Genomic DNA, 13,355 nt, shown 5'->3' with positions numbered 1-13,355 from the left:
GGCCTGTAAAACACCGAATTGCAGGCCGGATAAGCGACACGTTAGCCGGCGACGTTTCAGGAGTTGTTATGAAACAAGAGGTTATTCTGGTTCTCGACTGCGGAGCGACCAATATCCGGGCCATTGCCGTTGACCGGCAGGGCAAAATTATCGCCCGTGCCGCTACGGCAAATGCCAGCGACATCGCCATAGAAAATAGCGCCTGGCACCAGTGGTCTCTCGAGGCCATTATGCAACGCTTCGCGGACTGTTGCCGCTCGCTGAAGACGAGTCTGGCAAACTGTCGCGTTCGCGGCGTCACGGTGACCACCTTCGGTGTTGATGGCGCGCTGGTCGATGAGCACGGCAGGCTGCTCTACCCAATCATCAGCTGGAAATGCCCACGCACTGCCGAAGTGATGAAAAATATTGGCCGCTTGCTGTCACCTCAGCGGCTTCAGGACATTTCCGGCGTGGGGGCATTTGGCTTCAATACGCTGTATAAGCTGGTGTGGCTAAAAGAAAATCACCCGCAGCTGTTGGAACAGGCACACGCCTGGCTGTTTATCTCGTCGCTGATTAACCACCGTCTGACCGGCGAATTCACCACCGACGTTACTATGGCAGGGACCAGCCAGATGCTGGATATTCAACAGCGCGATTTCAGCCATGAAATTTTGCAGGCGGCGGGTTTGCCGCGTCGGCTCTTCCCACGTCTGGTGGAAGCCGGTGAGCTCGTCGGTAATTTACAGTCTGATGCTGCCCAATGGCTTGACCTACCCGCCGGTATCCCGGTGATTTCCGCCGGACACGATACCCAGTTTGCGTTGTTTGGTGCAGGTGCCGCGGCGGATGAACCCGTCCTCTCCTCGGGAACATGGGAGATCCTGATGGTGCGCAGTGCGCAGGTCAACACGCCGCTGCTCAGTCGCTACGTCGGTTCTACCTGCGAACTGGACAGCCAGCCAGGGCTGTATAACCCTGGCATGCAGTGGCTGGCATCGGGCGTACTTGAATGGGTACGTAAACTGCTTTGGACCGAAGAGACGCCCTGGCAAACGCTGATTGAGACAGCCCGCCGCATACCCATGGGGTCCGAAGGGGTGAAAATGCACTGTGATCTCCTCGGCTGTCAGCATGCGGGCTGGGAGGGCGTCACACTCAACACCACTCGCGGTCATTTTTATCGCGCTGCGCTGGAGGGCCTCACCGGGCAACTGGCGCAGAATCTGCGCACGCTGGAAAAGATTGGTCACTTCAACGCGACTGAACTGCTGCTGGTCGGCGGTGGCAGCCGTAACATGCTGTGGAACCAGATCAAAGCCAATATGCTCGGCATCCCCATCAAGGTACTTGATGATGCAGAAACCACTGTCGCGGGGGCAGCCCTGTTTGGCTGGTACGGGATCGGAGAATTTACGAGCCCGGAACATGCCAGAGCGCAGATGCATTATCAGTACCGCTACTTCTTTCCGGAAACCGACTCTGCACCGATCGAGGGAGTTTGAGATGTTAAAAACGATTTCACCGTTAATATCACCTGAACTACTGAAAGTCCTGGCCGAAATGGGCCACGGCGATGAGATTATTTTTTCTGATGCCCATTTCCCCGCCCACAGTATGGGGCCGCAGGTTATACGCGCCGATGGGCTAAAGGTCAGCGAATTGCTGCATGCGATTATCCCGCTTTTTGAGCTCGACAGCTACGCGCCGCCACTGGTGATGATGGCTGCAGTTGAGGGTGACTCCCTCGATCCCCGTGTTGAGGCTCGCTATCGCGATGCGCTTTCACGTCAGGCACCCTGTCCGGCAATTACCCGCATTGACCGCTATGCGTTTTACGCACGTGCCAAAAAATCCTTTGCGATCGTTGTCACAGGGGAGTGTGCTAAATACGGGAATATTCTTTTAAAAAAGGGGGTAACGCCGTAATCTCATGCCGGTGCGCCCGCCAGCGCGGGCGTGTATCGAATGATGGGTGAGAAAAAATGAAAGAGGCACGTCAGCAAACGATAATCGACCTGTTGATTCAGCATCATAGTCTGACGACGGACGTTTTATCCACCCAGCTTAACGTCAGTAAAGAGACCATTCGCCGGGATCTCAGCGAACTGCAGGCGCAGGGAAAAGTGCTGCGCAACCACGGGCGGGCGAAATATATTCACCGGGAAAACCAGGACAGCGGCGATCCTTTTCATATTCGCCTTAAGAGCCACTTCACGCATAAAGCGGATATCGCCAGAGAGGCGCTGGAGTGGATTGAAGCCGGGATGGTCATTGCCCTGGATGCCAGCTCAACCTGCTGGTATCTTGCGCGTCAACTTCCTGACATCGATATTCAGATCTTTACTAACAGTCACCCCATCTGTCTGGAACTGGGCAAACGTGAACAGATTCAACTTATTAGCTCCGGCGGTAAACTCGAGCGTAAGTATGGCTGCTACGTTAACCCCTCGTTGATTTCACAACTTAAACTGCTGGACATCGACCTGTTTATCTTCTCCTGCGAAGGGATAGACAGTCATGGAGGGTTGTGGGATTCCAACAGGGTCAACGCTGGCTTCAAATCGCTGCTACTCAAGCGCGCTTCACAGTCTTTATTGTTGATAGATAAGAGTAAGTTTAATCGTTCAGGGGAGGCCAGAATTGGGCACCTGGATGAGGTAACGCATATTGTGTCTGACACACAACTGAATGAGTCAGGGCTGAGACAATAAGCCACCTGACACATTATGACGCAATTAAGTCTATTAGGGATGTGTTTGTTCGCGATAGCGTTAACGTATTATTCATTCCGTATAAGATTTTTAACGCGGGGAGGGTAAACAAAAGATGTTAGCAGCACAAATAAGAAGGGGATTACCCTTAAATAAGGGCATCTACAAGAACAGCCATACATTCAGAATAATTATAAATATTTCTTAGCCGCATCCAGAATTTCCTGAGAAGTCAGCTCCCTGTCCGACGCCACATATACCACTTCATGATCGCCGGTCAGAGAAGGAAAACCTGCGGACATTATCTGCAGGTTTATCGCTTCACCATTCGGATATTCCTGCCGTATGGATGTAATACCCTTAAGCACGGTGACAACATTGCTCGGTTTACCATTGAAAAAGACGATGACTTTCTTCATATCTCACCTTGTTGGTTGTTATCTGCTTAAGCACCTTCTCTGTGAAGGCGAGGGGGATCAGGACGGCGCGAAAATTTTTGTCTGGCCGTCAGGTCTGTCTGCGAATGTCATCGTCGATTTGCAGAAAATGCATTTAGCGCCATACGGATTTTTTTCAGACACATCAAAAATCGACGTTCTGTATTGGGAGCCATGACAACATGGGCATCTGAAGTGAATATTTAAGTTGATATCATTTACCTTTTTTAACATTAGCGGTATTTAATTTTCGAAAAAACGTTGCATTTGTACTTTCTTTGGTTTTTGCAATCATTCGGAAATAAAAGCAAGCAATCATCTTCGTGAACGTGTATGGTGACAGTCGTTTAAATCAGGAGATGCCTATGTCAGGACGTAAAAATACACAATTCCGTCGCAATTACTTAGTAAAATGTCCATGTCCAAACTGTTCAAAAGACTCTGAGCATAGTTTCAGCCGTGTACAAAAAGGGGCTCAACTTGTCTGCCCACACTGCAGCACTCTTTTCAAAACCGCTCAAAAATTCTAAAAATGCATTTGCCAGATGATGAATTTGCGTCTTTACAGACGATCTCATTTGGCAAAGCAACATTGAAGAAGTGATGCTTTTGGAGGTTGCCTGACCTCTTACGCACTTTGATATTTTACAAGCAGCTCGCTTCTGCTTTAAGACTCTTCGTGCAGCAGACCTGCACTTCATCACATCGGTCAGCACACTCTTTCTACGAGAAAAATATGCTGACCTGTTGCTCAGAAAAAGCCTTCTAATCCAGGACCCGTCTACTCAGGAAAAATCCATCATCGTGATCGCGGGTCCGTGATAACTTTATCTATCGCAAAGTATTACGCTTGCAGCAGCAGGGCCTTTTTCGCCACTCTGGATAGCAAATTCGACCTTCTGGCCTTCAAAGAGAGTTTTAAAATCATCACCCTGCAGAGCAGAAAAGTGCACAAACACATCTTTGCTACCATCGACAGGAGAGATAAAACCGAAACCTTTATCTTCGTTAAACCACTTAACCAAACCTATAATTCTTGAAGACATGCAGACTCCTTGTGAGTATTTGAAATGCTAAGAAACGTATAATATTAAACGTATGGACTCAAAAGGAGGGGATATCAGCGATAGCGCCTGGTTATGAGGACTGCCGGGTAAAATTTTTTACGCTCGTGTGTGGATTAAACCAACGACTTCATTAATGCATGAGGAGGGAGAATTAGCAATTTTTATTTTAGCCTTCCGGAAGGCTCACATAAAAAGTGTCACGCTGCATTAGCTTAAAATTAATTTGTGTGTATAGTTAATGCATGTTTTCTAAGAGGATCTTATTTGTCTCGTAAAATGACAGGAATTGTCAAAAGTTTTGATATGCACAGTGGCAAAGGCCTAATCATCCCTTCAGATGGTCGAAAGGACGTTCTTCTCCACATTTCAGCCTTTAATAACAACGAAAAAGAAACGCTCCTTCCCGGGATTCGCGTTGAGTTCTGTCGTATCAACGGACTCAGCGGACCGATGGCCGCAAATGTCTATCTTTCATAAATTATCAGCGAAGATGTTAATAGCGGTAAATTGAATCACCCGCGTCGTATCGCCTGACATATAGTTACATTTATGCGCGACACGCGTATGAATTACACTCCGCCTAAATAGGCTTTTCTTACCTCCTGGTTTCCCAGCAATTCCTCGCCGCTGCCGCTGAGGCGAATTTGCCCGTTGACCATGACGTAGCCACGGTCAGAAAGCTTCAGAGCATGATGCGCATTTTGCTCTACCAGAAAAATGGTCATGCCGTTGCGAGCCAGCTCGCGCAGCGTCTGGAAGATCTGCTTAACCACTATGGGCGCCAGACCCAGGCTGGGTTCATCCAGCAGTAGCAGTTTAGGGCGGCTCATTAGCGCGCGGGCGATGGCAAGCATTTGCTGTTCTCCGCCGGACATGGTCATGGCTCGCTGTTTACGGCGTTCTTTGAGGCGCGGGAACAATTCAAACATGCTCTGCATATCGTCGGCGGCAAATTGATTGCCGACAGGAATGGTCCCCATCAGCAGGTTCTCTTCAACCGTCATATCCGGAAAAATACGCCGCCCCTCGGGTGCCTGCGCTATGCCGCCGGAGGCCACATAGTGGGTAGATTTATGGCTGATGTCTTCGCCGCAAAACAGGATTTGCCCGTTACGAATACGCGGCTGGCCAAAAATAGACATCAGCAATGTCGATTTACCCGCGCCATTCGCGCCGATAAGCGCCACCGTTTCCCCTTTATGCACTTCGAGGGATACCTGCTTCAGCGCCTGAATCACGCCATAGAACACATCCACCTCGCGAAATGCCAGCAGCGGCTCATTCATAGAGTGACCTCGCTTTCATCGGTGCCCAGATAGGCGGCAATCACCTTTTCGTCATGCTGGATCTGCTCAGGTTTCCCCCGGGCAATCACATCGCCATGGTCGAGCACAATAATGTCGTCCGATATTTCCATCACCATCCCCATGTCGTGCTCAATCAGTAATACCGTTATGCCGTGGTTGTCGCGCAGAAAACGAATAATGTTACTCAGCTTATGTGTCTCTACCGGGTTCAGCCCGGCGGCGGGTTCATCCAGACAGATCATTTCCGGGCCGGTGCACATGGCCCGCGCGATCTCCAGGCGCCGTTGTTGACCGTACGACATCTCGCCCGCCAGGCGGTTGGCACACTCCACAAGATCGACCACCTCCAGCCAGTAAAAGGCCCTGTCCAGCGCGTCGTTTTCCGCCCGTCGGTACGCTGGCGTATTGAATACGCCAGCCAGCAGGTTGCGATTGACGCGCATGTGCTGGGCCACGAGCAGGTTTTCCACGACCGACATCTCGCGAAAAAGACGAATATTTTGAAAGGTGCGCGCAAGTCCGGCGCGGTTCACCAGGTGAGTGCCGCCGAACATTTTGTAGAACAGGCGTTGCCCAAACTGCGCAGGGTGGATCCAGTCTCCTGGCTGGAATTTTTGCCCGAGGATCTGAATGACGTTGGTCGTCTTATTGCGCGTATTGAAGAAAATATTGCCGCCGGAAGCCTTATAGAAACCGGTCAGGCAGTTGAAGACGGTGGTTTTTCCCGCGCCGTTTGGGCCAATAAGCGCAGTAATTGAACCGCGCTGCACGTCCAGGTTGACGTCGTTTAACGCCTTGATCCCGCCGAAATGCATCATCAGATGTTCAACGCTTAATATCGTTCCGTTCATGGCGCTACGCCCTTACGCACGGCAAACCCGCTGCGGTTAATGCGGATCAACCCGCGTGGACGCCAGATCATCATCACCACCATCAGCATGCCAAACAGTAAAACCCGGTACTCGGCAAAACTGCGCAGCAGCTCCGGCGTCACCGTGAGCACAAACGCCGCCAGCACCACGCCAAGCGTTGAGCCCATACCGCCGAGCACCACAATCGCCAGGATCAGCGCCGATTCAAAAAAGGTAAACGATGTCGGGTTGACAAAGCCCTGATAAGTGGCAAAAAACACCCCGGCGATGCCGGCAGTCGACGCACCCAGCGTAAAGGCCGAGAGCTTGACCAGCACATGATTTAATCCCATTGAGCGACAGGCGATTTCATCCTCCCGCAGGGCTTCCCATGCCCGACCAATAGGCATCCGCGTCAGACGATGCTTGATATACAGCACCAGCATCACCACCAGGAACAGGACCGTGTAGATAAAGATAAACTTCATGTTCGGGTTGTAGGTCAGATGGAAAAATTCGTGAAAGGGCACGCCTCCTTCTTTGGCACGGCGGCCAAACTCCAGTCCGAAAAAGGTGGGAGGTGGGGCAGAAACGCCGTTCGGGCCACCGGTGAAGGTCAGCCAGTTGTTGAGGATCAGGCGAATAATCTCCCCAAAGCCAAGCGTGACGATCGCCAGGTAATCACCGTGCATGCGCAGCACCGGAAAGCCGAGCAGGGCGCCGGCCGCGGCAGCCATAATTGCCGCCAGCGGCAGCATGCTCCAGAATCCTAATCCCAGATACTGATACCCCAGCGCCAGCCCGTAAGCGCCGATGGCATAAAAAGCGACATAACCGAGATCCAGAAGCCCGGCCAGACCGACCACAATATTCAGCCCGAGACCGAGAAGCACGTAGATAAGCCCAAGAATGGCGACGGTGAGAACGTACTTGGTGGCAACAAAGGGAAAGCAGATCGCAAGGGCGATAATCAGCGGGATTATCCAGCGCATGCGGCTTTTGTATTCCGGCGGCCGGACATAAACCCCCGCGCTGTCGGCTTCAAAACGTGCCTGGAAACGTGCACCCGGAGCGGTGCCTAAAAAAGCGCTCAGCAGAAAACGGCCCAGCATCACGATGCCGACTATCCATGCGAGCCGCTGTCCGGCGAAATTAAAGCTGTATCCGTCCAGCACCACGCCTGCAATCGGGCCAAAAATTATTAACGCAATCAGCCCGGAAAAAATGGCGTCCAGAATGCAGCGCTTAAGCGAAAAGCCGTGAGAGGTCATCGTATTCTCCTTCACACTTTGGCGACAATCGGGCGGCCAAGCAGACCCTGAGGACGAAAAATCAGGATCAAGACCAGCAAGCCAAACGAGAACACATCTTTATAATCTGAGTTCACCATGCCGGAAAATTGCGCCTCGGCGACGCCCAGAATCAACCCGCCGAGCATCGCACCGGGCAGGGAGCCAATCCCGCCGAGCACCGCTGCGGTAAACGCCTTGATGCCAATGACAAATCCGACGTAGAAATCGAAAGTGCCGTAATTCATGGTGATGAGCACACCCGCCAGACCGGCCATCGCCGCGCCAATCACAAAGACCAGCGAAATGATTCTGTCGGTGTTAATGCCCAGAATGGAGGCCATTTTGCGGTCCTGCTGCACCGCACGGCACATCCGCCCAAGCCGGGTATTGTTGATTATCCATGTCAGCAAGAGCATGCCGGCGAACGAGGCAACCAGAATAAACACTTTGGTGTAGGTTATCTGAACGAACCCCTCACCGATATGCAGGCGAAGTACGCCATCCAGCATCGTGGGCACCCCTTGCTGACGTGGCCCCTGGCTCAGCTGCGCGTAGTTTTGCAAAATCAGAGACATCCCGATGGCGGAGATAAGCGGTGCCAGACGGGTGGAGTTGCGTAGCGGCTTATAGGCAATGCGCTCGATAGTCCAGCCGTAAACACCGGTCACCACAATCGTGAAGATCAGCGTACCGAGGATAAGCAACGGGAACGACTGCAGGCCGAAGAAAGAGAGCAGCGCCAGGCCAATGGCGCAGAGGTAGGCGGAGATCATATACACTTCGCCGTGGGCGAAATTAATCATACCAATGATGCCATACACCATGGTGTAGCCGATGGCGATTAATCCATAGACGGAGCCCAGCGTTAAGCCATTTATTAACTGTTGCAGGAAGAATGTACTCATCATAGCGCGCTCGTTATTTTAAGCTGCGCGGCACGCGCAGCCTGATGTTTATTACGCGCCGACAGGCGAACCTGCCGGCGTTGAGCGTGACTCCGTCCCGTTACTGAACTTCCTTATATTTTCCGTTATCGTCCCACTGATACACCACGTAGTCAGACACTTTCAGATCGCCTTTGCTGTCCCAGGCTTTTTTGCCCATAACCGTGTCGACGGCATTGGCTTTCAGCCATTCGCTGGCCTTGGCCGAGTCTTTACCGCCCGTAGCCTTGAAGGCTGCGGCAATGGCCTGAACGGAGGCATAAGAGTAGAGGGTGTAACCTTCAGGCTCGAATTTTCCGGCGCGGAATTTCTCAATGACCGCTTTCCCATCCGGGATCAGACGCGGGTCTTTACCAAAAGTCATATAAATACCCTTGGTATATTGCGGTCCACCCGCCGCGGTCACCATCTCTTCGTTGACGATACAGTCGCCGGAGAAGAATTTCGCCTGCACGCCCTGTTCACGCATCTGGCGAACCAGCGGGCCGGCTTCCGGGTGACAACCGCCGAAGAACACCACATCCGGCTTTTGTGCGCCGATTTTAGTCACCAGCGCGTTAAAGTCTTTCTCACCACGGGATAAGCCCTCATACATCACATCCTGAACCCCGCGCTTCGCCAGCGCAGCTTTGGTGGCGTCTGCCAGCCCCTGACCGTAGGTGTCTTTGTCATGGATGATGACCACACGTTTGGCTTTCAGCTTATCGATAATGAAATCGCTGGCGACCTGGCCCTGCTGGTCATCGCGACCACACATGCGGAACATATCGGTCATGCCTCGTTCGGTAATGAGCGGGTTGGTCGAGCCGGGGGTAATGGCAAGGATCCCCGCGTCGCTGTACACCTCGGAGGCGGGCATTGTGGAAGAGGAGCAGAAATGGCCGACCACCGCGTTGACTTTATCCTGGTCGACCAGACGGTTGGCGACGGCCACGGCTTGTTTCGGCTCGCAGGCATCATCCCCCTGAACCAGCTTAATCTTCTCGCCGTTAATGCCGCCTGCGGCGTTAATGTCTTCAGCGGCCTGCGTTGCACCGTGCCAGTACTGATCGCCATAGGTGGCGTTTGGACCGGTAAACGGCCCGGCCACACCAATGACAATATCTGCATGCGCAGAAAATGCCGTCACCAGACAACCGGCCAGCACGATAGAAAGGGGAGTTCTGATAAATTTCAGCGACATTATTATGTTCCTTAGCAAAGAGGTTTTTGCACCACGGCGTAAACCCGGACGCCGACGGCGCAGCCAATCCAAAAACACGAGCAAGAACAAAATGCACTAAACGAACAAGATCCAGACAACGCCTGCGTAATACGGCGAGGTTTCCCTGCGCAGGTTCGCGCGAAGAACATTAAGCAAAATCGTTGCCAGAATGGTTAACCCATTGAGCGGGTTGTGACATGTTTGAGTATAGAGTGCGGTGATATGGCACCTTGTGGGACGCGATGAAATTACAGCGGAGATCACATATCGTTAACAACAAAGCCCATAAGTTGTGCAATGGTCACGATTTGCACGTTTTTGCAGCAATAAAGACCTAAACTTCAGATAGGAAAGCCGTGAGATATGTGTCAGGATCTTTTCCTTTTTTATCAGGAGTGTCAGCGATGACTGAAGGCCCATTGAATGAAAGCGAAATGGCGTGGCTTGAAGAGACATTAATGTCTTACGGTCATGACGATGCGTCCGTGATTGACGTGTCTGAACTGGACGGCATGCTTACCGCAGTCCTTTCCGGCCCTGTTGTCGTTGAGCCAGATATCTGGCTGGTGGCCGTGTGGGGTGGCGAGAAATACATTCCGCGCTGGAAAAACGATCGTGAAATGCACCGTTTTATCGATCTCTGCTTTAAGCATATGAACGACATTGCTGAGCGCCTGAGCGAATACCCGGATCAGTTTGAGCCGATGTTTGGTTACAACGATGTCGACGGCGAGAGCTATACCGTTGTTGAAGAGTGGTGTTATGGCTATATGCGCGGTGTGGCGCTGACGGACTGGTCAGCCTTACCGGAAGCACTGAAGGCCGATCTTGATGCGATTGCGCTGCACGGTACAGACGAGAACAGCGAGAAGCTGGATGAGCTGAGCGAAGACGAATATAAAGCCAGCATTGAGAGCATTCAGCCTGCGGCTCTGCGTTTGTACAATTACTGGGTGGACAACCCACAGCAGCCGGAAGCAAAAAAACCGATTGTTAACGGCACAAAGGTCGGGCGTAACGATCCGTGTCCGTGCGGCAGCGGTAAGAAGTTTAAGAGCTGCTGTTTGCACTAATAAAAAGGGGCTGATTTCAGCCCCTTTTTTGTTAACCCACTTCCGGCAGCATCCCTGCGGCTATCAAGCATTGCACCAGAATAATCATCACTCCGCAGGCAAACACCATGCACAGCAGCGGTTTGCCGCCCATGACGCGGTACCCTTGCTGAGGATGCTGCTGGCGGCTCTTCCAGGCCAGCAGGGAAGGGAGCAGCAGGGCCAGCACGGATAACGCCACACCTGCATACCCCAGCGCCATCACGAACCCACGCGGGTAAAACAGCGCGAACGCCAGAGGAGGCAGGAAGGTGACTGCCCCCGTCTGTAAGCGTCCTGCGGCAGTATTGCGACGCTGGAACAGATCGGCCAGGTAATCAAACAGGCCGAGCGCCACACCCAGGAATGAGGTGGCCAGCGCCAGGTCGGCAAACAGATGGACCGCCAGCTCAACGTGCGGGGAGGTGACAACCTCACGCAGTGCCAGCAGAAAGCCGTTAAGGCCAGCGTGTTCCGCCATCAGCCCGGTAAAGGTCGACGCGTCAATGCTCCCCAGCGTCACCAGTTGCCAGAAAATATAGGCAATCAGCGGGATGGCGCTCCCCACCATAAAGACGCGGCGTAGCTTACGGATATCGCCGTTCATATAGCTCACGATGCTGGGCACGCTGCCGTGGAAGCCAAACGAGGTGAAAATAACCGGGATCGCGGACAGCGCCAGCCCTTTTTCCAGCGGCAGCGTCAGCAGATTGACCTTGTGAACATGCGGTGCCAGCAGAACCAGCATCACAATCAGGAACAGTATCTTGGCGCTGAACAGAAAACGGTTAAACAGATCGACCAGCGAAGTCCCCACACAGACCACCCCCCCGCCAATAAGCGCAAAGAAGATAACGCCCGTTGAAGGCGTGATGTCAGCGTCGAACCAGTCGTTAACGCTGGAGGCGATTAACTCGCCGGCGCCGCTGATATAGGCCGCGGTCAGGGCGTACATCAGGAACATCATGCTAAAGCCGGTTATCCACTGGCCATAGCGTCCCAGGTAGCGTGCCGCAAGAGAACCCAGGCCGGTATCCGCGGGCACATGCTGATAAACCTCAAGCAACAGCAGGGCGGTGTAGCACATCAACGCCCAGAGTGTGCCAAGCAGCAGCAGTGTCATTCCAAATCCAACGCCTGCGGCAGCCAGAGGCATCGCCAGCATTCCTGCGCCAATCGTCGTTCCGGCGACGATAAAAATACTTCCCAGGGTTCTGTTTTTCACGCATTCCTCTACAACGATTCGTAATCGCGACAAATTCTGCGGCGCAGAGTAAGGGAAAAGCCCCGCTTCGTCAAATGACCGTTACAGTTGGTGTAATGAATTATTTACGATATTTTTCGACTTTAAGTGATTTACCCGCACCTGCCCCTTTGGGAGGGGATACCTACTTCGTAAGGGCACTATTTTTGCCGAAAAATCAGGCGTAATTTAAACAATAACTATAAGTTTTCAAATAAAGTGAGGGCAGATGGCGGAGAATAATCCCTTTACTGCGGCGTGGAGCCGGGGCGGTAATTTACTGTGCCATGGTCACTGGATAATCAGCTGGCAGAACCAGGCCCTGCAGCTTCCTGAATCGCGTCGTGAAAAGGATATGGGCACCTGGGCTATTTATTCGATCATCGATCCTGAGGACGACACCTTTGCGCAGGGGCTAAAAGAAGATGAGTGGATCATTGAAAACGTAGACTGGCTGACAGATGTTTTTTTTGATGCCGGTATTCCGCTGGAGACGGCTAACTACCGGTATTTTTACCAGGCGGTCAATGCGCAGGACTGGCGGTGTACAAGCTGTGCGGGGTGTATGTAAATCTGTGCGCGGAGAATAAAAAGTGCGGCGCTGAAAACAGCACCGCAGCAATATTATTTCTGTGTATCGAGGGTAGAAAGTTCTTTATCGATAAAGTAAAGACCTTCGCCTGTTTTCCCCACCAGAGACAATTTATCCAGCACGGATTTAAACAGTTTCTCTTCTTCGTGTTGCTCTGCCACGTACCACTGCAGGAAATTAAAGGTCGGATAATCCTGGCCGATCATAGCCGCATGAACCAGTTCGTTAATTTTTTGCGTAATCAGCTGCTCGTGCTCATAGGTCGCACGGAACAGCTCATCAAGCGAATTATACTCGGCAAACGGGGACGCAACGTTATCGATGCGCGGCAGGCTGCCCGTGTCAGTCAGATAATCAAACAGACGCTGCATGTGGGTCATCTCTTCCTGCGCGTGGCGGCGCAGGAAGGCGGCAGCGCCTTCAAAACTGTGGTAGCTGCACCAGGCGCTCATCTGCTGGTAGAGAAGGGATGAAAAAAGCTCAAGGTTCATTTGCGCATTGAGCTTGTCGATCATTTCAGTTTTCAGCATGGTGACGCTCCGGGTTATTAATTCTGGTTCACAATGAGCGACACTATAATTTGTTATTTAATTATTTGCAAAACGTAAAATAATTATTTCTTTATTTAAAA

At 52.2% G+C, this 13,355-nt stretch carries 17 protein-coding genes; 7 read left to right on the top strand and 10 right to left on the bottom strand.

The features are described 5' to 3' along the window. Window positions 1-68 precede the first annotated feature (68 nt). The 3 genes from fucK to fucR are packed head-to-tail and all read left to right on the top strand — an operon-like array spanning window position 69 to window position 2,696. Window positions 69-1,487, top strand: coding sequence for an L-fuculokinase (fucK, locus tag ACN9MQ_RS14005; RefSeq protein ID WP_113656015.1), 1,419 nt, complete (start codon window positions 69-71; stop codon window positions 1,485-1,487). A gap of 1 nt (window position 1,488) precedes the next feature. Further along, the gene (gene fucU / locus ACN9MQ_RS14000; protein WP_020883358.1) at window positions 1,489-1,911 is read left to right on the top strand and encodes an L-fucose mutarotase; all 423 of its coding nucleotides are present in this window, start codon (window positions 1,489-1,491) and stop codon (window positions 1,909-1,911) included. A gap of 56 nt (window positions 1,912-1,967) precedes the next feature. Next, window positions 1,968-2,696, top strand: coding sequence for an L-fucose operon activator (gene fucR, locus ACN9MQ_RS13995; protein WP_113656014.1), 729 nt, complete (start codon window positions 1,968-1,970; stop codon window positions 2,694-2,696). A 191-nt stretch (window positions 2,697-2,887) separates the two neighbouring features. Here fucR and ACN9MQ_RS13990 read toward each other — a convergent pair whose 3' ends face one another. After that, the gene (locus ACN9MQ_RS13990; RefSeq protein ID WP_014170703.1) at window positions 2,888-3,115 is read right to left on the bottom strand and encodes a hypothetical protein; all 228 of its coding nucleotides are present in this window, start codon (window positions 3,113-3,115) and stop codon (window positions 2,888-2,890) included. Between the two features lie 57 nt (window positions 3,116-3,172). After that, window positions 3,173-3,367, bottom strand: coding sequence for a hypothetical protein (locus ACN9MQ_RS13985; protein WP_044868437.1), 195 nt, complete (start codon window positions 3,365-3,367; stop codon window positions 3,173-3,175). 125 nt (window positions 3,368-3,492) lie between these two features. Here ACN9MQ_RS13985 and ACN9MQ_RS13980 point away from each other — a divergent pair, with 125 nt between their 5' ends. Continuing rightward, on the top strand, window positions 3,493-3,663 hold the full coding sequence (locus tag ACN9MQ_RS13980) for a YnfU family zinc-binding protein (RefSeq protein ID WP_305961753.1): 171 nt from the start codon (window positions 3,493-3,495) through the stop codon (window positions 3,661-3,663). A gap of 297 nt (window positions 3,664-3,960) precedes the next feature. Here ACN9MQ_RS13980 and ACN9MQ_RS13975 read toward each other — a convergent pair whose 3' ends face one another. Next, window positions 3,961-4,179, bottom strand: coding sequence for a cold shock domain-containing protein (locus ACN9MQ_RS13975; RefSeq protein ID WP_014170702.1), 219 nt, complete (start codon window positions 4,177-4,179; stop codon window positions 3,961-3,963). A gap of 285 nt (window positions 4,180-4,464) precedes the next feature. Between ACN9MQ_RS13975 and cspF the strand changes: the two genes are divergently transcribed. After that, window positions 4,465-4,677, top strand: coding sequence for a cold shock-like protein CspF (cspF, locus tag ACN9MQ_RS13970; protein ID WP_426020966.1), 213 nt, complete (start codon window positions 4,465-4,467; stop codon window positions 4,675-4,677). 92 nt (window positions 4,678-4,769) lie between these two features. Here cspF and ACN9MQ_RS13965 read toward each other — a convergent pair whose 3' ends face one another. From ACN9MQ_RS13965 to ACN9MQ_RS13945, 5 genes are all read right to left on the bottom strand, one after another. Next, window positions 4,770-5,486: an ABC transporter ATP-binding protein gene (locus ACN9MQ_RS13965; protein WP_014170701.1), complete on the bottom strand. Its 717-nt coding sequence runs from the start codon at window positions 5,484-5,486 to the stop codon at window positions 4,770-4,772. After that, complete coding sequence (locus tag ACN9MQ_RS13960; protein ID WP_014170700.1) at window positions 5,483-6,358, bottom strand: ABC transporter ATP-binding protein; 876 nt, start codon at window positions 6,356-6,358, stop codon at window positions 5,483-5,485. Before ACN9MQ_RS13960 ends, ACN9MQ_RS13965 begins: the two co-directional genes overlap by 4 nt. Beyond that, a complete protein-coding gene (gene livM, locus ACN9MQ_RS13955) occupies window positions 6,355-7,629 on the bottom strand; it encodes a high-affinity branched-chain amino acid ABC transporter permease LivM (RefSeq protein ID WP_020883360.1) in 1,275 nt (424 codons plus the stop codon). The genes ACN9MQ_RS13960 and livM overlap by 4 nt, the downstream gene beginning before the upstream one ends. A gap of 11 nt (window positions 7,630-7,640) precedes the next feature. Continuing rightward, the gene (locus ACN9MQ_RS13950; protein WP_025203827.1) at window positions 7,641-8,555 is read right to left on the bottom strand and encodes an ABC transporter permease subunit; all 915 of its coding nucleotides are present in this window, start codon (window positions 8,553-8,555) and stop codon (window positions 7,641-7,643) included. A 100-nt stretch (window positions 8,556-8,655) separates the two neighbouring features. After that, a complete protein-coding gene (locus ACN9MQ_RS13945) occupies window positions 8,656-9,777 on the bottom strand; it encodes a branched-chain amino acid ABC transporter substrate-binding protein (protein ID WP_044858178.1) in 1,122 nt (373 codons plus the stop codon). Between the two features lie 425 nt (window positions 9,778-10,202). Here ACN9MQ_RS13945 and ACN9MQ_RS13940 point away from each other — a divergent pair, with 425 nt between their 5' ends. Further along, entirely contained in the window at window positions 10,203-10,871 is a 669-nt protein-coding gene (locus ACN9MQ_RS13940; protein WP_121339408.1) for a YecA family protein, read from the top strand. A 31-nt stretch (window positions 10,872-10,902) separates the two neighbouring features. On the opposite strand, the gene tyrP is transcribed toward ACN9MQ_RS13940, so the two are convergent. Then, the gene (gene tyrP / locus ACN9MQ_RS13935) at window positions 10,903-12,114 is read right to left on the bottom strand and encodes a tyrosine transporter TyrP (RefSeq protein ID WP_032678446.1); all 1,212 of its coding nucleotides are present in this window, start codon (window positions 12,112-12,114) and stop codon (window positions 10,903-10,905) included. A gap of 247 nt (window positions 12,115-12,361) precedes the next feature. On the opposite strand from tyrP, the gene ACN9MQ_RS13930 reads away from it, so the two are divergent. Further along, a complete protein-coding gene (locus ACN9MQ_RS13930) occupies window positions 12,362-12,703 on the top strand; it encodes a hypothetical protein (RefSeq protein ID WP_333060673.1) in 342 nt (113 codons plus the stop codon). Between the two features lie 53 nt (window positions 12,704-12,756). Here ACN9MQ_RS13930 and ftnA read toward each other — a convergent pair whose 3' ends face one another. Next, window positions 12,757-13,254, bottom strand: a complete 498-nt coding sequence (gene ftnA / locus ACN9MQ_RS13925) for a non-heme ferritin (protein ID WP_014170693.1) — start codon at window positions 13,252-13,254, stop codon at window positions 12,757-12,759. Window positions 13,255-13,355: the final 101 nt, after the last annotated feature.

Origin of the sequence: Enterobacter sp. R-25 (genome assembly GCF_049913205.1) — a bacterium.
GTDB lineage: Bacteria > Pseudomonadota > Gammaproteobacteria > Enterobacterales > Enterobacteriaceae > Enterobacter > Enterobacter ludwigii.
Note: the sequence above shows the minus strand (reverse complement) of the source record. Positions and strands in the feature narration are given on the sequence as shown.

Excerpts from the sequence above, each read along its gene's own strand:
- fucR (WP_113656014.1), top strand. The coding sequence starts at position 1,968 with ATGAAAGAGGCACGTCAGCAAACGATAATCGACCTGTTGATTCAGCAT.
- ACN9MQ_RS13960 (WP_014170700.1), bottom strand. The coding sequence starts at position 6,358 with ATGAACGGAACGATATTAAGCGTTGAACATCTGATGATGCATTTCGGC.
- ACN9MQ_RS13945 (WP_044858178.1), bottom strand. The coding sequence starts at position 9,777 with ATGTCGCTGAAATTTATCAGAACTCCCCTTTCTATCGTGCTGGCCGGT.
- fucU (WP_020883358.1), top strand. The coding sequence starts at position 1,489 with ATGTTAAAAACGATTTCACCGTTAATATCACCTGAACTACTGAAAGTC.
- ACN9MQ_RS13985 (WP_044868437.1), bottom strand. The coding sequence starts at position 3,367 with ATGTTAAAAAAGGTAAATGATATCAACTTAAATATTCACTTCAGATGC.
- ACN9MQ_RS13950 (WP_025203827.1), bottom strand. The coding sequence starts at position 8,555 with ATGAGTACATTCTTCCTGCAACAGTTAATAAATGGCTTAACGCTGGGC.
- ACN9MQ_RS13980 (WP_305961753.1), top strand. The coding sequence starts at position 3,493 with ATGCCTATGTCAGGACGTAAAAATACACAATTCCGTCGCAATTACTTA.
- ACN9MQ_RS13930 (WP_333060673.1), top strand. The coding sequence starts at position 12,362 with ATGGCGGAGAATAATCCCTTTACTGCGGCGTGGAGCCGGGGCGGTAAT.
- livM (WP_020883360.1), bottom strand. The coding sequence starts at position 7,629 with ATGACCTCTCACGGCTTTTCGCTTAAGCGCTGCATTCTGGACGCCATT.
- ftnA (WP_014170693.1), bottom strand. The coding sequence starts at position 13,254 with ATGCTGAAAACTGAAATGATCGACAAGCTCAATGCGCAAATGAACCTT.
- ACN9MQ_RS13990 (WP_014170703.1), bottom strand. The coding sequence starts at position 3,115 with ATGAAGAAAGTCATCGTCTTTTTCAATGGTAAACCGAGCAATGTTGTC.
- fucK (WP_113656015.1), top strand. The coding sequence starts at position 69 with ATGAAACAAGAGGTTATTCTGGTTCTCGACTGCGGAGCGACCAATATC.
- ACN9MQ_RS13975 (WP_014170702.1), bottom strand. The coding sequence starts at position 4,179 with ATGTCTTCAAGAATTATAGGTTTGGTTAAGTGGTTTAACGAAGATAAA.
- ACN9MQ_RS13965 (WP_014170701.1), bottom strand. The coding sequence starts at position 5,486 with ATGAATGAGCCGCTGCTGGCATTTCGCGAGGTGGATGTGTTCTATGGC.
- ACN9MQ_RS13940 (WP_121339408.1), top strand. The coding sequence starts at position 10,203 with ATGACTGAAGGCCCATTGAATGAAAGCGAAATGGCGTGGCTTGAAGAG.